Here is a 17665-nt window from a genome sequence, read left to right as displayed (position 1 = left end):
ATGCCTTGTTTACTGGAAATGAAAAATATCACCAAGACTTTCGGCGTCGTGAAGGCGGTTGATAGTGTCAGTCTGTCCGTTGATTCCGGTGAAGTGATGTCGCTGTGTGGCGAGAACGGCTCCGGTAAATCCACGCTGATGAAAGTCCTGTGCGGGATTTATCCTTTCGGCAGCTACGAGGGGGAAATTTGGTTTGCCGGAGAAAAACTTCAGGCGAGCCATATCCGCGATACCGAGCGCAAAGGTATTGCGATCATTCACCAGGAGCTGGCACTGGTTAAGCATTTGACGGTGCTGGAGAATATTTTCCTTGGCGCCGAGATGTCGCGGCATGGCGTACTGGACTACGACAGCATGACGCTTCGTTGCCAAAAGCTACTCGCGCAGGTGAGCTTAAATATTTCTCCTGATACGCGCGTGGGGTCGCTGGGGCTTGGGCAGCAACAGCTGGTCGAAATTGCTAAGGCATTGAATAAACAAGTGCGTCTGCTGATTTTAGATGAGCCAACCGCTTCGTTAACCGAGCAAGAAACGGCTGTTCTGCTGGGGATTATTCGCGACCTGCAAGCGCACGGCATCGCCTGTGTTTATATCTCCCACAAGCTCAATGAAGTGAAAGCGATTTCCGACACCATCTGCGTCATTCGCGACGGTCAACACATCGGGACCCGTGATGCGGCGCTGCTTCGTGAAGAAGACATTATCACCATGATGGTTGGGCGCGAACTTACGGCACTTTACCCCAATGAGCCACACCAGATGGGTGATGAAATTCTGCGTGTTGAGCATCTCACTGCCTGGCATCCGGTAAACCGCCAAATCAAACGGGTGAACGACATTTCGTTTTCACTGCATAAAGGCGAAATTCTGGGGATTGCAGGGCTGGTAGGCGCGGGGCGAACCGAAGCGGTGCAGTGCTTATTTGGTGTCTGGCCGGGTAAATCTGAAGGCCGAATTTTCATTGATAATCAACAAGTCGCTATCAATAACTGCCAGCAAGCTATCGCCCATGGGATTGCGATGGTGCCTGAAGATCGCAAAAAAGACGGCATCGTGCCGGTTATGGCAGTCGGGCAAAACATCACGCTTGCTGCACTAAACCAGTTTTCTGGAGCGTTAACTCATCTCGATGATGCCGCAGAACAAAACTGCATCCTGCAATCCATTCAGCGACTAAAAGTGAAAACTTCATCGCCTGAGCTGGCTATTGGCCGCCTGAGCGGAGGCAATCAGCAAAAAGCGATTCTGGCGCGTTGTCTGCTGCTCAATCCGCGCATTCTGATTCTGGATGAACCCACGCGTGGCATTGATATCGGCGCGAAATATGAAATCTACAAACTTATCAACCAACTGGTGCAGCAAGGCATTGCGGTGATTGTTATCTCATCTGAATTGCCGGAAGTACTCGGTCTAAGCGACCGCGTGCTGGTGATGCACGAGGGGCGAATCAAAGCCGACCTGATTAACAACAATTTGACCCAGGAACAGGTTATGGAAGCCGCACTGAGGAGCGAAAAGCATGTCGAAAAGCAACCCGTCTGAACTGAAACTCACGGCACCAGCAGCTTCTCCTTTGGCGGGGTTGCGGGCGCTTAATCTACAGGTTTTTGTCATGATTGCCGCGATTGTGGTGATCATGCTGTTTTTCACCTGGACTACCGATGGTGCATATCTCAGTGCCAGGAACGTTTCCAACTTACTGCGCCAGACGGCCATTACCGGGATCCTGGCGGTTGGCATGGTATTCGTCATTATCTCTGCAGAAATTGACCTTTCTGTTGGCTCGATGATGGGGTTGTTGGGCGGAGTGGCGGCGATTTTTGATGTCTGGTTAGGCTGGCCGTTACCGCTGACTATCGTCGTGACACTGGCCCTTGGCCTGGTTCTCGGGGCATGGAACGGTTGGTGGGTGGCTTATCGCAAAGTCCCTTCGTTTATTGTCACTCTTGCCGGAATGCTGGCGTTTCGCGGTGTGCTGATAGGCATTACTAACGGCACCACCGTTTCGCCAACCAGCGCCGCAATGTCGCAAATTGGACAAAGCTATCTCCCGGACGGAATTGGCTTTGGTATCGGCACCCTGGGACTGGTGGTGTTTGTTGCCTGGCAATGGCGGATGCGTACCCGACGTCAGGGGTTGGGACTGGCAACACCTGCCTCGACAGGCGTTGTTGGGCGCCAGGCCATCACGGCGGTCATCGTGTTAGGGGCAATCTGGTTGCTCAATGATTATCGCGGTGTGCCAACCCCCGTACTGCTTCTGACGTTATTACTGTTGGCAGGCATGTTTATGGCGACCCGCACCGCATTTGGTCGGCGTATTTATGCGATTGGCGGCAATATCGAAGCGGCACGACTTTCTGGTATTAATGTTGAGCGCACCAAACTGGCGGTCTTTGCCATTAATGGTCTGATGGTGGCGATTGCCGGGTTGATTCTTAGCTCACGTTTGGGGGCTGGCTCTCCATCAGCCGGGAACATTGCTGAACTCGATGCCATAGCTGCATGTGTGATTGGCGGCACCAGCCTTGCGGGTGGCGTAGGGAGTGTTGCCGGTGCGGTGATGGGGGCATTTATCATGGCTTCTCTGGATAACGGCATGAGCATGATGGATGTACCCACGTTCTGGCAGTACATCGTCAAAGGCGCGATTTTGTTGCTGGCGGTATGGATGGATTCGGCGACCAAACGCAGAGCGTAAGACTGTGCAAATGATCACAGTGCCGGGGGAAGATTACCCGGCACTTTTGCAATTATGGTATTGCACATACGGGTTTTTTTTCAGGAAACATAAAGCATGTTTGAGAAACGTCATCGCATTACGTTGTTATTCAATGCCAATAAAGCCTACGACCGCCAGGTGGTGGAAGGGGTCGGCGAATATTTGCAGGCGTCTCAATCTGAGTGGGACATTTTTATTGAAGAAGATTTCCGTGCTCGTATCGATAACATTAAAGAGTGTTTGGGTGATGGAGTCATTGCCGATTTCGATGACGCAGAAATTCAGCGCTTATTAGCGGGCGCCGAAGTGCCCATTGTCGGCGTCGGAGGCTCCTATCATTTGCCCGATCACTATCCGCCCGTGCATTACATTGCCACTGATAACCACGCGCTAGTGGAAAGTGCATTTTTACATCTCAAGGAGAAGGGCGTTCAGCGTTTTGCGTTCTATGGTTTGCCCACCTCCAGCGGCAAACGTTGGGCGATGGAGCGTGAATATGCCTTTAACCAACTGGTGGCGAAGGAAAAATATCGTGGAGTGGTTTATCAGGGAATAGAAACTGCGCCAGAAAACTGGCAACACGCGCAAAATCGTCTGGCTGATTGGGTGCAAACGCTGCCTCCACAGACCGGGATTATTGCGGTGACCGATGCGCGTGCGCGCCATCTGCTGCAAGTTTGCGAGCATCTGCATATTCCGGTGCCGGAAAAGCTGTGTGTGATCGGAATCGATAATGAAGAACTCACGCGCTATTTATCGCGGGTGGCTCTTTCATCCGTGGCGCAGGGTACGCGGCAAATGGGTTATCAGGCTGCCAAACTGCTGCATCGTCTGTTAGATAACGAGCCGCTCGCTTTGCAACGAGTTCTGGTGCCACCGGTGCGGGTTGTGGAACGTCGCTCAACGGATTACCGCTCTTTGCACGATCCTGCTGTCATCCAGGCGATGCATTACATCCGTAATCACGCTTGCAAAGGGATAAAAGTGGAACAGGTGCTGGATGCGGTTGGGATCTCGCGGTCAAACCTTGAGAAGCGTTTTAAAGAGGAAGTTGGCGAAACCATTCATGCCATGATTCACGCTGAAAAGCTCGAAAAGGCGCGCAGCTTGCTGGTTTCTACGTCGTTGTCTATTAACGAAATATCGCAAATGTGCGGCTATCCTTCGTTGCAGTATTTCTATTCTGTCTTCAAAAAAGAGTATGACGCGACGCCGAAGGAACATCGGGAGCGGTACAGTGAGATATTGGTTTGAATTCTGATATTTAATAAAAAAAACGCCTTCAATTTGAAGGCGTAAATTATTACTTATTATTAACAATTTATTTTTAGTTATTTAGTTCGTTGTCATAAAACGCTGATTAGTTTGGTACATCGCAAATAGGTAGTTGTTATAGCTACTACCCTTTGTGGAATACCCTTTCAGCTTATGAATCATATTGCTGGCCGTCACTTCTTGATCCGCTTTACGCAATTGAGCACGCGATTTACGGAAAGATTTATAGGCCGGGTGCGTATTCAAATTTGTTACGTAAGAGTTAACGCCTTCTTTAACTGAATCGTAATGCAAATAGCCTTTTACTTTGCCAGGCTCGCTATTGCAATGGCGCTTGCTGCACTTCATGCCAAACAAGTTGTTATTGCTACGCGCGAGTTTAGACGTACCCCAGCCACTCTCGGCTGCGGCCATCGTTGCCACCATATTGGTAGGAATGATGTCGACTTTTTCCATCAGCGTATTCCACGGCACGCTTCTGGTATTACCGTTCCACGCAATTTTATAGCGTTGGGTAATATCTTTCAGACGCGCACGTTCTGAAGGTGACCAGCGTTTCTCATACTGCTTTGAAACCAACCAGTTACGCTCAGCAGTGATCGCTGCATTTTGACTAGTAATATATGGCATGACCGTCCGGAGAAACGCTTTTTTTCGAGGTGTTCCGGAAGGGTATTTTCGCAAATCAGGGAGCGATGCAATTTCACTATTGCGAGAATACTCTTTTTTACTACTTGCCAGTTTCTTACTTTGTGTATTCGTGCTTTTTGTCGCAGTACTTTTAGTCTTAACTAAATGGGCTTTATGCGATTTTGGCTCATGTTTACTTGCTAATACCCCAGTTGAAAAACTGAAGGTCAGTAACATAAGTATCGCAGCCCCAAATCGTCGGATTGGGGTTGATATCATTAGAACTCCTGGTCGGATCGTTGCGTCTGTAGTGCCTTATTCGTGAAAGGTTTCGAACAAAGTGAACGCAGATACTAACAAAAATAGACCTCTTGAGCACCAAAAGAAATAATCCGATTCTGAAACGATGTCACGTACGAACTTCTTATGACGGCAAAAAGTGTCATATTTTGCGATGGTTATCGCATATTTTACTGAATTGATACCGCCATCACTCACCCTATTATCTCCTCCCCAACTATCCATTTTTGGGATGAACTCTACGATTAAAAACAGTGCCACACTGGATAAAAGATAAATGCGGGCTTAACCCTATGAATAAATTACCTCTGTTGTTTCTTCTGTTTCCTGGACTGGTACAAGCCGGGTGGACTGCCTCCGGAATTCCGGCCTTCAAAGAGCAATCTGCAGGCGTGTTTGTCAGTGAAGCAAAGCTTGCAAAAGGGACGCTTCCACTGAGTCTAAAGCTCGACCAGGCCTGCTGGCAGCCCGCAGAATCCATCAAGCTCAACCAGGCACTTTCACTCAAGCCATGCGAAGGAGAGGCACCCGTCTGGCGTTTATTTCGTGAAGGTGAGTATCGGGTGCAGATCGACACCCGAAGTGGCACGCCCACGCTTAGCCTGAGCGTTAATAGTGAGCCGCAAGCTGCACCGGTCGATGTCACCCGACAGTGTCCGAAATGGGACGGTAAAGCGTTAACCGTTGATGTCAGCAAAACCTTCGCCGAAGGCAGTGAGGTGCGCGATTTCTACAGCGGTGCGATTGCCACCGTCAAACAAGGGCAGATAACCCTGATGCCTGCGGCGAACAGCAATGGCTTGTTATTGTTGGAATCAGCCAGCACGCAACAGACTGCGCCGTTTAGCTGGCACAATGCCACCGTCTACTTTGTTCTGACTGACCGTTTTGAAAATGGCGATCCGAAAAACGACAACAGCTATGGTCGTCATAAAGATGGCATGCAAGAAATTGCTACTTTCCACGGCGGTGACCTCGCCGGTCTCACCCATAAGCTCGACTATCTGCAGCAACTGGGCGTTAACGCCTTGTGGATAAGCTCACCGCTGGAACAAATCCACGGCTGGGTTGGCGGCGGCACAAAAGGTGATTTTCCGCACTACGCCTATCACGGTTACTACACCATGGACTGGACAAGACTCGACGCCAATATGGGCACTGAGGACGAACTGCGTACCCTGGTGGATGAAGCCCACAAGCGTGGCATCCGTATTTTGTTCGATATCGTGATGAACCACACCGGCTACGCCACCCTTGCGGATATGCAGGAGTATCAGTTTGGCGCGCTCTACCTGAAAGGTGACGAGCTGACTAAAACGCTGGGGAAAAACTGGACCGACTGGAAGCCTGCAGCGGGCCAAAGCTGGCATTCCTTCAATGACTACATCAGCTTCGGCGACCATAACGCCTGGCAGAACTGGTGGGGGAAAAATTGGGTTCGTACCGATATTGGCGATTACGACACCCCTGGTTTTGATGATTTAACCATGTCGCTGGCGTTCTTACCGGATTTGAAAACTGAATCTACTCAAGCTGCTGGTTTGCCAGTGTTTTATCGTCATAAGCCCGATACCCATGCCAAAGAAATTACCGGCTATACCGTGCGCGATTACCTGACTCACTGGCTTAGCCAGTGGGTGCGTGATTACGGCATTGATGGTTTTCGTGTCGATACCGCTAAACACGTTGAGAAAGCGGGCTGGCAGCAACTGAAAGAGCAGTCGGTGAGTGCGCTGGCGGAATGGAAAAAAGCCCATCCCGAGAAGAAGCTGGATGACGCCGCTTTCTGGATGACCGGAGAATCCTGGGGCCATGGGGTGATGAAAAGCGATTACTACAACAGCGGTTTTGACGCGATGATCAATTTTGATTATCAGGAACAAGCGGCAAAAGCGGTTGATTGCCTGGCGAATATCGACCTCACCTGGCAGCAGATGGCGACAAAGTTGCAGGATTTCAACGTGCTTAGCTACCTTTCTTCGCACGATACACGCCTGTTCCGTGAAGGCGGGCAGCGTGCTGCGGAACTGCTGCTGTTAGCGCCAGGTGCGGTGCAGATTTTCTATGGTGATGAAACCGAACGTCCGTTTGGCCCAACCGGTTCCGACCCGCTGCAAGGAACGCGTTCTGATATGAACTGGGGGCAAAATCTGGCAACCCTGTCGCACTGGCAGAAAATAAGCCAGTTCCGGGCTCGCCACCCGGCCATTGGCGCGGGTACACAAAATACCCTCAGCATGAAGCAGGGCTATGGTTTCAGCCGCCAGTCGACAGATGACAAAGTGATGGTGGTCTGGGCGGGCAACCAGTAAATGATGGCGGATGACGCTGCGCTTATCCGCCCTACTTAAATATTTGCAGGTCGGATAAGCGCAGCGTCATCCGACATAAAATGCTGGGATATGAATTTCAAACAGCATATTGACCACAAGTGGCTATCCTTAATGCGTTTGCACCGCGTCTTCTACGGCGTTATGGTTAGCCTCTTTTGATGGTCAAAGACAGATTTACGTTATGACGTTTTCACTTTTCGGCGACAAATTTACCCGCCATGCAGGCATTACACGCCTGATGGAGGACTTGAACGACGGCCTGCGCACACCTGGCGCTATCATGCTCGGTGGCGGTAATCCTGCGCAAATTCCTGCGATGAATGACTACTTCCAGGATCTGTTGGCAGACATGCTGGCAAACGGGAAAATGACCGACGCGCTATGCAATTACGATGGTCCGCAGGGGAAAAGTGAGTTACTTGACGCGCTTGCGGATATGCTGCGCACAGAATTAGGTTGGGATATCACTGCGCAGAATATTGCACTGACAAATGGCAGTCAGAGTGCGTTTTTCTACTTATTTAACTTGTTCGCGGGCCGTTACGCCGATGGCAGCACTAAAAAGGTGTTGTTCCCACTGGCGCCGGAATACATCGGTTATGCCGATTCCGGCCTCGAAGAAGACCTGTTTGTCTCGACACGTCCGAACATCGAACTGCTGCCAGAAGGCCAGTTTAAATATCACGTAGACTTTGAACATCTGCGCATCGGCCCTGATACCGGCATGATTTGCGTCTCACGCCCGACCAACCCGACGGGCAACGTTATTACCGATGAAGAGCTGATTAAACTCGATGCGCTGGCTAACCAGCACGGTATTCCACTGGTGATTGATAACGCTTATGGCGTTCCGTTCCCGGGGATTATTTTCAGCGAAGCCCGTCCGCTATGGAATCCAAACATCATCTTGTGCATGAGCCTGTCAAAATTGGGTCTGCCGGGCAGTCGTTGCGGCATCATCATTGCCAATGACAAAATCATCTCAGCTATCAGTAATATGAATGGCATCATCAGCCTGGCGCCGGGTGGCGTTGGCCCGGCGATGGCGTGCGAGATGATTAAGCGTAAGGATTTGCTGCGTTTATCTGAAACGGTGATCAAACCGTTCTATTACCAGCGTGTTCAGGACACGATTGCGATTATTCGCCGCTATTTGTCGCCAGAACGCTGCCTGATCCACAAACCTGAGGGCGCGATTTTCCTGTGGTTGTGGTTTAAAGACCTGCCGATCTCCACCGAACTGCTTTATCAGCGCCTGAAAAAACGGGGTGTTTTGATGGTGCCGGGGGATTATTTCTTCCCGGGGCTGGATAAACCCTGGCCGCACACGCATCAGTGTATGCGTATGAATTACGTGCCGGAGCCGGAGAAAATCGAGGCGGGGGTGAAAATTCTGGCTGAAGAGATTGAACGCGCGTGGGCTGAATCGAAGTAATTTGTGAAATGGCGGATGACGCTAGCGCTTATCCGCCCTACAAAAGCATATATCGTTACGCAGTTTCGTAGGTCGGATAAGCGAAGCGTCATCCGACAATTAATAACCGAATTAGCTATGTAGGTCGGATAAGCGAAGCGTCATCCGACAATCCATAACCGAGTTAGCGAACCACCAAAGAATCGTAACCCTTCCAGCGATAATTCAGCATCGACACAATCCAACAGCCGATAAACAACCCCACCACGATAAAGCCCGCATTGCCGAGGTTCTCATTAAGCGCATCAACCCACTTCCACATGCCGCTATGCAGGTCGAATTTATCTGCCAACAGGCCTAATGCTTCCATGCCGCCAATAAACAGCGCGACAACCACAGAAGTGCCGGTAATCGTCATGTTGTAATAAAGTTTGCGCTGCGGCTTGTTAAACGCCCAACCATACGCGCCAACCATAATCATATTGTCGAGCGTATCAATCAGCGCCATACCGCTGGCAAACAGCGCCGGGAACACCAGAATCGACCATATCGACATGCCGCTGGATGCGCTGGCAGCAGAAATGCCGAGCACACCAATTTCTGTCGCAGTATCAAACCCTAAACCAAACAAAAAACCGACCAGATACATATGCCAGCTTTTGTTGATCAGCTTAAACGTGGAGCGGAACAACCAGCTCATCACACCGCCGCCCGTAAAATCTGTCGCCCCGGCAGACAGGGGTTCGCCACGCTTAAGCTGACGGAAGTTGCGCCATACGCCGCGTAAAATCACCAGATTCACCAGCGCCATTGCCAGCAAAAAGATCGCCGACACGCTGGTGCCAATCACACCGCCGACGTCATGAAACCAGTCCATATCGCTCTGGAACGCCGCTGCTGTGGCAGCAATCGCAACGGACGCCAGCACCACAATGCTGGAGTGGCCGAGGGAAAACCAGGCGCCGATGCCAAATGGGCGCTTGCCTTGCTGCATCATTTTGCGCGTCACGTTATCAATCGCTGCGATGTGATCGGCATCGACTGCATGCCGCAAACCGTAGCACCAGGCCAGCAAACTTGCGGCCATCAACGCAGTGCTGTGGTGAAACGAAACCAGTGCCCACGCCCAGGCGGCAAGGTTTGCGGCAACTAACACTGCCAGTAAAACGGCAGCGCGCGGATTATTACGAAGAACACGCAGGAACATCATTTTATCCTTGTGAAGGAAGGGAGAAGCGGGCGGCGGCAATCAGCGCCTGACCCAATGCAAGGGCACCGTCACCGGCTGGCAACTGTGTCGGGAAGAGCAGACTAAAATCTGCGAGATGATGCGCAAACCGTTCACGCATCAGTTGGTTATGCAGTACGCCACCGCTGAACACGATGGTGTTAATCGATAGCCGACGCGCATGGCTACGTGCGAGGTCAGCAAACCCTTTTGCCAGCGCATCATGAAACGCCCAGGCGCGAGCAGGGGCGCAGTCGTGCCAGTTCATCCACTGCTGCCAGAAGGCCGCCATATCCAGTTTGCCTTCAACAAAAGGCAGAGTGACTGGATGCAGACACGCGCCACTTTGCGAGGCCAGCGCTTCAAAGCGACAGGCGGCTTCCCCTTCATAGCTTTGTTGCAGCGGCGCGCAGTTAAGAGCGGCGGCAGCGGCATCAAATAAACGGCCTGCGGATGAGGCCAGCGGAGCGTTAATACCACGCGCTATCGCCGTTGCCAGCAGCGGCCAGTTTTGTTCACGTACCACGACGGTTTCCGGACATTGTTGCCAGTCCGGTAAAAATGCCAGGCAATGGGCGAGCAGGTTACGCCACGGCTGGCGAGCCGCGAGGTCGCCGCCAGGCAACGCCACTGCGGGTAAACCGCCTAAGTGCTCACATTCCTGATAGTTAACGCGCAGGCATTCGCCACCCCACAACTGGTCATGCTCGCCATAACCAATCCCATCAAGGGTGAGCGCAATGACATCGCCGCCGTCACGTGGCCAGAGGTGTTCGGCAAGGCACGCCACAGCATGAGCGTGATGATGCAAAATCTTGCTGACCGGCAAATCCATTTCCAGCCCGATACGGGCGCTGTGGTAGCCAGGATGGGCATCTATCGCGATATGTTGTGGCGTAAAATCATAAGCTTCGCACATCAGCGCGCGCGCTTTTTGCCATTGCTCCTCGACTCCCTCTTCAGCGAGATCGCCCAGATGTTGGCTTAGTACCGCCTGGTTGCCGCGCAGTAAACAGAAGGTGTTTTTCAGATCGGAACCGGTCGCAAAAATGGGCGGCAGTGCGGTAAAACCTGGCGGCAGCGGCAGGGCATCCGGCACAAATCCTCTGGCACGGCGCAGCATTTCACCGTTAGCACGCACCACAGAGTCATCCATCCGTTGCACGATGTCGCGATTATGCAGTAGCCAGCCGTCAGCAATATCGGCGAGTTCTTCGAGCGCCTGTTGATTGGTGATGGCCGGAGGCTGGCCGTTTACGTTACCGGAAGTCATCACCAGCGGGCCGCCGAAATCCTGCAACAGCAGGTGTTGTAACGGGTTGGCGGGCAGCATCACACCAACTTCATTCAGCTGTGGCGCAATGGCGTCACTCAATCCCTGTAACGCGGATTTCGCCATCAGCACGATCGGTGCCGCAGGTGTTGCCAGTTGGGCGACAACACGCGCAGGACAGCCGTTTGAGTCCGCAAGCATCACCGCCAGAGGTTTTGTCGGGCGATGTTTACGGCTGCGTAAGCGGGTCACTGCGGCGGTGTTACGCGCATCAACCGCCAGGTGGAACCCACCCAGCCCTTTTATCGCCACGATTTTCCCGGCTTTTAACGCGCTGATGGCTGCGTGTAATGCGGCTTCGCGTTCAAGCATGACTTCGCTCGCATGCCAGGCGATTTGCGGGCCGCAATCCGGGCAGGCGACGGGCTGCGCATGGAAGCGCCTGTCCATCGGGTTGCGATACTCTTTTTCACACGCCGGGCATAACGGAAACGCCGCCATAACTGTATTTGGCCGGTCATACGGCATGGCGTTGATAATCGTGAAGCGTGGGCCACAGTGGGTGCAATTGATAAACGGATAGCGATAGCGGCGATCGTTGGGATCGTTCATTTCACGCAGGCAATCCGGGCAGGTTGCGGCGTCGGGGACGATTTGCGTGTCCATCGAACTCTGTCCACTGTGACGAATCGTAAAATCTTGCGGCAGCGTTTCCCAAAGCAGAGGCGCTTGTTCAACGCTATCGATACGCGCCAGAGGCGGGCAATGGGCGTGAAGCTGAGTAATAAACGCATCCGCAGCCGACGTCAGGCGCACCAACACTCCCGCGCCGTCATTGCAGACGTCGCCGGAGAGTTTGAGTTGCTGGGCCAGTTGCCAGACGAAAGGCCGGAAACCAACACCCTGTACTTTGCCGCGAATGCGTAGCATCACGCCGTTAAAATTCATTATCGGTACTCATGTGGTTTTTTTTGTCGGATGACGCTTACGCTTATCCGACCTACAACTGTTTGATGTTTACACCCTCATCCCGGCCTTCTCCCTGAGGGAGAAGGAGAAAACCTCCCTCTCCTGGGGGAGAGGGTTGGGGTGAGGGCGAGGGTTATTTTTTCACTTGAACCTAAGCTTCTACCGCCTGACGCAGACGCGCTTTCATATCGCTGTAGGTTGTCTGCGCGTAATTCTCCGCCCATTGCTGGTCGGCAATCTGGCTGACATTCACCGCGCAATACTTGGTTTCCGGTGTTTTGGAAATCGGATCGAGGTTGTCCTGAGTCAGTTCGTTACAGGCACCAATCCACCACTGATAGGTCATGTAAACCGAGCCCAGGTTGATGCGCTCATTCACTTCGGCACGGCTGATAACTTTGCCGCGACGCGAGCTGACCCACACCAGTTGCTTGTCTTTGATACCAAGCTTCTCAGCATCCGCTGGGTTCATCTGCACAAAACCAGGTTCATCGGCCAGAGTTTGCAGCGCAGCACAGTTACCGGTCATCGAGCGGCAGGAGTAGTGGCCGACTTCGCGCACGGTACACAGCACCAGCGGATATTCCGCGTCCGGTACTTCGGCAGGCGCGCGCCACTCGGCAGCAAACAGCTGGCCTTTACCGTTTGGCGTATCGAACTTGCTGTCTTTGTAGAGGTATTGAGTGCCTGGATGGTCAAGCGTCGGGCACGGCCACTGCACATGGCCCATATCGCCCATTTTCTCGTAAGTCACGCCATAGAACAGCGGGCAGAGTTCGCGCAGCTCGTCCCAGATTTGCTGGTTGTTGTCATAGTGCATCGGGTAGCCCATCTCGGTTGCGAGCAGGCTGATAATTTCCCAGTCACGTTTGACGTTATATTTCGGCTCAATCGCCTTTTCAAAACGCTGGAAGCCACGGTCCGCACAGGTAAATACGCCGCCGTGTTCACCCCAGGAAGTAGCAGGCAAAATGACGTCGGCGACTTCCGCCGTTTTGGTCATGAAGATGTCTTGCACCACCACAAAATCGAGCGCTTCAAAGCCTTTGCGTACCAGGCCGAGATCGGCTTCGGTCTGCAATGGGTCTTCGCCCATGATGTAGTAGGCTTTCATCTCGCCGTGAATCGCCATGTGCGGCACTTCGGTGATACGCACGCCGACTTTGTCGTCCATGTCATCCACGTTGATGCCCCAGGCTTTGGCGAATTTGGCACGCACTTGCGGGTCAACCACATCCTGATAACCCGGGAACTGGTTTGGCAACACGCCCATGTCGCACGCGCCCTGCACGTTGTTTTGCCCACGCACTGGACCCACACCGACGTTTTCGCGGCCGAGATTCCCGGTCAACAGCGCAAGGCTTGATAAGCCTTTGACCACGTCAACGGCCTGGCCAAACTGCGTTACGCCCATGCCCCACATGATGGTGGCGGAAGGGGCTGCGGCAAAGGTGCGCATCGCCTGGCGGACTTGCTGTGCCGGAACGCCGGTCAGGTGCTCAACGTCTTCTGGCGCGTAGCCTTTGACGACCTCGCGGTAAGCCTCCAGGCCGTCGGTGAATTTCGCCACATACTCTTTATCGTAGAGATTCTCTTCGAGCAGCACGTAACCAAAGGCATTCACCAGCGCCATGTTGCAGCCGTTTTTCAGCTGCAAATGTTGGTCGGCGATACGCGCGGTTTCGATGCGTCTTGGATCGCAAACAATGATTTTCGCGCCATTTTCTTTCGCTTTAATCACGCGACGCGCCACGATCGGGTGCGAATCGGCACAGTTATAGCCAAACACCAGCAGGCATTTAGAGTGCTCGATATCGCCGATGGAGTTACTCATCGCGCCATTTCCCAGCGTCACCTGCAAACCGGCAACCGACGGCCCGTGGCACACACGCGCACAGCAGTCGACGTTGTTGGTATGCAACACGCCGCGAGCAAATTTCTGCATCACATAGTTGGTTTCGTTACCGGTGCCGCGTGACGAACCGGTCGTCATAATCGAGCGCGGGCCATATTGCTCTTTAATCGCTTTCAGGCGTCTGGCGGTATAGCTAATGGCTTCATCCCAGCTGACTGGCTGGAGTTTTCCGCCTTTTTCGTAACGAATCATCGGCTGCGTTAAACGCGGGGTGAGCAGTTTGGTATCGTTGAGAAAATCCCAGCCGTAGTAGCCTTTCAGGCAGAGTTCATTTTGGTTAGTCACGCCATCAGCCGCTTCAGCGCGGATAATTTTGTTTTTCTCAACAACCAGTTTCAATTTGCAGCCTGCGCCACAGTAAGGGCAGACGCTGGTAATTTTTTTCATCAGTAACAGACCTGTTAACGGAGATTTAAATGGATTTAGAAAATCAGAGATGAAGTCGCGTCGAACGCAGCACGGCGGCGTTTTTCAGCACTCATTTGTTCAAGCTTGTTGCGATCAACGCAAATAATCGCGTTGGTTGGGCAAGCTTCCATACAGGCCGGGCCTGTTGCGCGGGTATGGCAAAGGTCGCATTTGTTCGCTTCAGCTTTTTCAGCCATCACGTTCAGACCGGCACCGCTGTTACGCACAACCGGGCGCACGACCACTTCCATCGCGCCATACGGGCAGGCAACCACACAGGTTTTGCAGCCGATGCAACGTTCTTGCATCACATTGACAAAGCCGTGTTCGCGGCTGATAGCACCGTTCGGACAGACGTTGGCGCAAGGTGCGTCTTCGCACTGGCGACACATCGTTGCGGTAGAAACATTCACGCCTTTGATGACGTGAATACGGGGGAGGAAGGTTTGCGGAGTTAAAGCCGCGCAGTCTTGCTCTTCCTGGTGGGACACGACACAGGCCACTTCGCAAGTGCGACAGCCAATACATTTGCTCGAATCAGCAATGATGAAGCGGTTCATCAGAGACTCCTGTTTTTATTAGTTGGCTTAGACATACATAAAGTGTGCCAACTTTGAAACTAGCGTGATTCAACAGTTTAAGCTTTGATCCGGGGTGGGATGACAGTGACATCGACACATTTGTCGATGTCATTTGGGCAAATGACAGAGGCGTGATTGGGTTTAATGTCGGATGACGCTAACGCTTATCCGACCTACAAAACCGGTCGAGTGATGTCACCAATGATTATCCGACCCACAATACCCGTAGGTCGGATAAGCGTAGCGTCATCCGACAACTCTTATGAGAACTCCGGCGCTTCCAAATCAGCAAATCCGCCATTACCTTCCCAACAAGCCAGGCGCTGATACACCGTCTCAACCGCGGCTTTAATCGCATCGGTCATCGGGTAGTAAAAGCCGACGATATCAGGCTGAATCCCTAAGAAAATCACCTCACCAACATCCTCTTTCAACTGATCAATCAGATAGTTGAGTGGCATGTTGTGGGTGGTCATCATAAACATTTCAGCGATGTCATCCGGGTCAATCACGCGGATTTCACCCGGTGCCAGGCCCATATCTGTCGCATCGACCAACAGCAATCTTGCCGGGCGTAATTCACGGATAGCCACCGCATCGTTTTCCGGTGCGGTGCCACCGTCGATAACCACCCAATCGCCTTGTGGCGCGGCCAGGCACTTTTCAGCCAACAACGGGCCAGCGCCGTCGTCGCCCATCATGGTGTTGCCGACACAAAGTAAAACATTACGACCGTCATTCTTCGAGCCGCAGTCGCGTTGGCTGCCTTCGCTCGCCCCGGTCACATAGTTATCTATGCTCCCAGGGACTTGCTCAGTTGCCGCCTTACTGCAACTCGAATTATTTTGGTCGGGGTCATAACGCCTCCGGACCATCAAATAAATGGCAGGTTCTTGTTGAATGGCTTGCAGCATATCGAGCAGTTCCTGGCTCCAGATTTGCTGCTGTTCGGTTTGCGTCGGTTTTGCCGCATCAAAGGCTTTGGCTAACAAAACCACATGGCTTTGGTCGATAACAATTTCGCCATAACGCGGCACACCTTCCATTTTGCGCCGCGCTTCGCTGCCTTCTTCAAGCGTGGCAATCCACGCTTTGTAAGGCTCATACGAGCAAACCAGATTCTCTTTCAGGCAGTCGATAACGCCGAGATGGTGGCCGATTGCCAGGCTGTAATAAACCACCTGTTGCGCATCACTCGGGGTGTTGTCGTTTTCATCGACAAACTTACGGCTAAGCTGGCAAAAAACCACCGACTCGCTCATGACACGCGCTCCTGTTTCACCAGTTCTTCCAGTTGCGTGACGATTTCAGTCAGGCGTGGGTCGTTCTCATGCGCCAGCCACTGCTGAACATTGCCGCCGCCGGCGATGAGATTTTCCATGTAGCTGTCAGCAATCTGGCGACCATAGCGATAACCTGCCAGATGACGCGCAGCGCGATCGATACGCACACGCAACGGCTGAACCATGTCCGGATGCAGAATTTGTGCCGCTTGAGCGTCCATCTCGCTGGCTTCACGGGCGTGGATTTTTTGCTCCAGCAGACCCAGCGCCATGGCAAAACCGTACAGCGTTGCCGCAGGCGTTGGCGGGCAACCCGGTATGTACACATCGACCGGGACAATTTTGTCGGTGCCACCCCAGACGCAATACAGGTCATGGAAGATACCGCCGCTGTTACCGCACGCACCGTAAGAGATACAGATTTTTGGATCCGGCGCTGATTCCCATGCACGAAGTGCTGGGGAACGCATTGCGCGGGTCACCGCGCCGGTGAACAGTAAAATATCCGCATGACGAGGCGATGGAACCACCTTAATACCGAAGCGTTCTGCATCGAAAAGTGGCGATAACGTGGCGAAAATTTCGATTTCGCAGCCGTTACAGCCGCCGCAGTCAACGCGATAAACATAGGCGGAACGTTTAATTTTTTTCAGCAACGACGTTTTCATCGCGGCGATGGATTCATCCACCGTCATCGGTACTGGCATGCCGTTGTCGTCGCGTGGGCCGAGTAAAATGCTCATTAGCTGGCCTCTCTTATCTGGCGGCTAAGGTCGATTTGGTCGGAAGACACCAGGCTTTGCTGGCGTTTACATTCCGGGCAAGTTTCAAAAGAGGCGCGGTGCGCTTCGGCAAGTTTGTCGCCGTTGTGCTCAAGCAATGCGATGGCGTAATCAATCTCTTTTTGCACGGCAAAAGGTTTATGGCACTGGCGGCAGTTGCATAAATCAAAACGCGCTTGTTGCAGGAAGTCGGCTTTGTTCCACACCGCCAGTTCGTATTCCTGCGAAAGTTTGATAGCCGCTGTTGGGCAGACTTCTTCGCAACGCGCACAAAAAATGCAGCGACCGAGGTTGAAGGTCCACGCCAGCTGCCCGGCAACCAGATCGGTTTCTACGGTTAACGCGTTAGAAGGACACGCGTTAACGCACGCCGCACAACCGATGCATTGCTGCGGGTTGTGTTCCGGTTTGCCACGGAAATTAGGATCCACGGCAATCGGTTGAAGCGGGTACGACTCGGTGGCCACGCCGCCTTTAATGGCTTTTTTGATGAAGTTAAACATGATGTTCCTTGGTTTAGCCCAGGCTGAAACAACCCTCACCCTAACCCTC

Annotated in this window: 13 protein-coding genes and 1 pseudogene; 5 read left to right on the top strand and 9 right to left on the bottom strand. The window is 52.7% G+C overall.

The features are described 5' to 3' along the window. The 3 genes from WBL83_RS20185 to xylR all read left to right on the top strand — a co-directional run bounded on the left by WBL83_RS20185 (position 1) and on the right by xylR (position 3976). Complete coding sequence (locus tag WBL83_RS20185; protein WP_424590799.1) at positions 1 to 1542, top strand: xylose ABC transporter ATP-binding protein; 1542 nt, start codon at positions 1 to 3, stop codon at positions 1540 to 1542. Beyond that, positions 1520 to 2701, top strand: coding sequence for a xylose ABC transporter permease XylH (gene xylH / locus WBL83_RS20180; protein ID WP_424590798.1), 1182 nt, complete (start codon positions 1520 to 1522; stop codon positions 2699 to 2701). The genes WBL83_RS20185 and xylH overlap by 23 nt, the downstream gene beginning before the upstream one ends. Positions 2702 to 2797: 96 nt before the next feature. After that, positions 2798 to 3976: a D-xylose utilization transcriptional activator XylR gene (xylR, locus tag WBL83_RS20175; RefSeq protein WP_424590797.1), complete on the top strand. Its 1179-nt coding sequence runs from the start codon at positions 2798 to 2800 to the stop codon at positions 3974 to 3976. A gap of 81 nt (positions 3977 to 4057) precedes the next feature. On the opposite strand, the gene WBL83_RS20170 is transcribed toward xylR, so the two are convergent. Then, on the bottom strand, positions 4058 to 4906 hold the full coding sequence (locus WBL83_RS20170; protein WP_424590796.1) for a protein bax: 849 nt from the start codon (positions 4904 to 4906) through the stop codon (positions 4058 to 4060). Positions 4907 to 5220: 314 nt separating this feature from the next. Here WBL83_RS20170 and WBL83_RS20165 point away from each other — a divergent pair, with 314 nt between their 5' ends. Both WBL83_RS20165 and avtA read left to right on the top strand, forming a co-directional pair. Further along, positions 5221 to 7239 (top strand): alpha-amylase, encoded by a 2019-nt coding sequence (locus WBL83_RS20165; RefSeq protein ID WP_424590795.1) that lies wholly within the window; start codon positions 5221 to 5223, stop codon positions 7237 to 7239. A 202-nt stretch (positions 7240 to 7441) separates the two neighbouring features. Further along, the gene (gene avtA / locus WBL83_RS20160; RefSeq protein WP_424590794.1) at positions 7442 to 8695 is read left to right on the top strand and encodes a valine--pyruvate transaminase; all 1254 of its coding nucleotides are present in this window, start codon (positions 7442 to 7444) and stop codon (positions 8693 to 8695) included. Between the two features lie 163 nt (positions 8696 to 8858). Here the strand turns inward: avtA and WBL83_RS20155 are convergent, their stop codons facing one another. From WBL83_RS20155 to WBL83_RS20120, 8 genes and pseudogenes are all read right to left on the bottom strand, one after another. Next, the gene (locus WBL83_RS20155) at positions 8859 to 9881 is read right to left on the bottom strand and encodes a HoxN/HupN/NixA family nickel/cobalt transporter (RefSeq protein ID WP_424590901.1); all 1023 of its coding nucleotides are present in this window, start codon (positions 9879 to 9881) and stop codon (positions 8859 to 8861) included. Positions 9882 to 9885: 4 nt separating this feature from the next. Continuing rightward, a complete protein-coding gene (hypF, locus tag WBL83_RS20150; protein ID WP_424590793.1) occupies positions 9886 to 12123 on the bottom strand; it encodes a carbamoyltransferase HypF in 2238 nt (745 codons plus the stop codon). Positions 12124 to 12295: 172 nt separating this feature from the next. Next, the gene (gene fdhF, locus WBL83_RS20145) at positions 12296 to 14446 is read right to left on the bottom strand and encodes a formate dehydrogenase subunit alpha (RefSeq protein WP_424590792.1); all 2151 of its coding nucleotides are present in this window, start codon (positions 14444 to 14446) and stop codon (positions 12296 to 12298) included. A 35-nt stretch (positions 14447 to 14481) separates the two neighbouring features. Beyond that, positions 14482 to 15027 (bottom strand): electron transport protein HydN, encoded by a 546-nt coding sequence (hydN, locus tag WBL83_RS20140; RefSeq protein WP_424590791.1) that lies wholly within the window; start codon positions 15025 to 15027, stop codon positions 14482 to 14484. 281 nt (positions 15028 to 15308) lie between these two features. Next, the gene (gene hycI, locus WBL83_RS20135; protein ID WP_424590900.1) at positions 15309 to 15833 is read right to left on the bottom strand and encodes a hydrogenase maturation peptidase HycI; all 525 of its coding nucleotides are present in this window, start codon (positions 15831 to 15833) and stop codon (positions 15309 to 15311) included. Between the two features lie 90 nt (positions 15834 to 15923). Next, positions 15924 to 16310, bottom strand: a pseudogene (locus WBL83_RS20130) (formate hydrogenlyase maturation HycH family protein); the annotation flags it as partial. Further along, positions 16307 to 17074 (bottom strand): NADH-quinone oxidoreductase subunit B family protein, encoded by a 768-nt coding sequence (locus WBL83_RS20125; RefSeq protein WP_424590790.1) that lies wholly within the window; start codon positions 17072 to 17074, stop codon positions 16307 to 16309. The pseudogene WBL83_RS20130 and the gene WBL83_RS20125, both read right to left, overlap by 4 nt. Further along, a complete protein-coding gene (locus WBL83_RS20120) occupies positions 17074 to 17616 on the bottom strand; it encodes a formate hydrogenlyase complex iron-sulfur subunit (protein ID WP_424590789.1) in 543 nt (180 codons plus the stop codon). Before WBL83_RS20120 ends, WBL83_RS20125 begins: the two co-directional genes overlap by 1 nt. Positions 17617 to 17665: the final 49 nt, after the last annotated feature.

Origin of the sequence: Buttiauxella sp. (assembly GCF_049686335.1) — a bacterium.
Lineage (GTDB): Bacteria > Pseudomonadota > Gammaproteobacteria > Enterobacterales > Enterobacteriaceae > Buttiauxella.
Note: the sequence above shows the minus strand (reverse complement) of the source record. Positions and strands in the feature narration are given on the sequence as shown.

Excerpts from the sequence above, each read along its gene's own strand:
- hydN (WP_424590791.1), bottom strand. The coding sequence starts at position 15,027 with ATGAACCGCTTCATCATTGCTGATTCGAGCAAATGTATTGGCTGTCGC.
- WBL83_RS20155 (WP_424590901.1), bottom strand. The coding sequence starts at position 9,881 with ATGTTCCTGCGTGTTCTTCGTAATAATCCGCGCGCTGCCGTTTTACTG.
- WBL83_RS20120 (WP_424590789.1), bottom strand. The coding sequence starts at position 17,616 with ATGTTTAACTTCATCAAAAAAGCCATTAAAGGCGGCGTGGCCACCGAG.
- xylH (WP_424590798.1), top strand. The coding sequence starts at position 1,520 with ATGTCGAAAAGCAACCCGTCTGAACTGAAACTCACGGCACCAGCAGCT.
- WBL83_RS20170 (WP_424590796.1), bottom strand. The coding sequence starts at position 4,906 with ATGATATCAACCCCAATCCGACGATTTGGGGCTGCGATACTTATGTTA.
- hypF (WP_424590793.1), bottom strand. The coding sequence starts at position 12,123 with ATGAATTTTAACGGCGTGATGCTACGCATTCGCGGCAAAGTACAGGGT.
- xylR (WP_424590797.1), top strand. The coding sequence starts at position 2,798 with ATGTTTGAGAAACGTCATCGCATTACGTTGTTATTCAATGCCAATAAA.
- fdhF (WP_424590792.1), bottom strand. The coding sequence starts at position 14,446 with ATGAAAAAAATTACCAGCGTCTGCCCTTACTGTGGCGCAGGCTGCAAA.
- WBL83_RS20185 (WP_424590799.1), top strand. The coding sequence starts at position 1 with ATGCCTTGTTTACTGGAAATGAAAAATATCACCAAGACTTTCGGCGTC.
- WBL83_RS20125 (WP_424590790.1), bottom strand. The coding sequence starts at position 17,074 with ATGAGCATTTTACTCGGCCCACGCGACGACAACGGCATGCCAGTACCG.
- WBL83_RS20165 (WP_424590795.1), top strand. The coding sequence starts at position 5,221 with ATGAATAAATTACCTCTGTTGTTTCTTCTGTTTCCTGGACTGGTACAA.
- avtA (WP_424590794.1), top strand. The coding sequence starts at position 7,442 with ATGACGTTTTCACTTTTCGGCGACAAATTTACCCGCCATGCAGGCATT.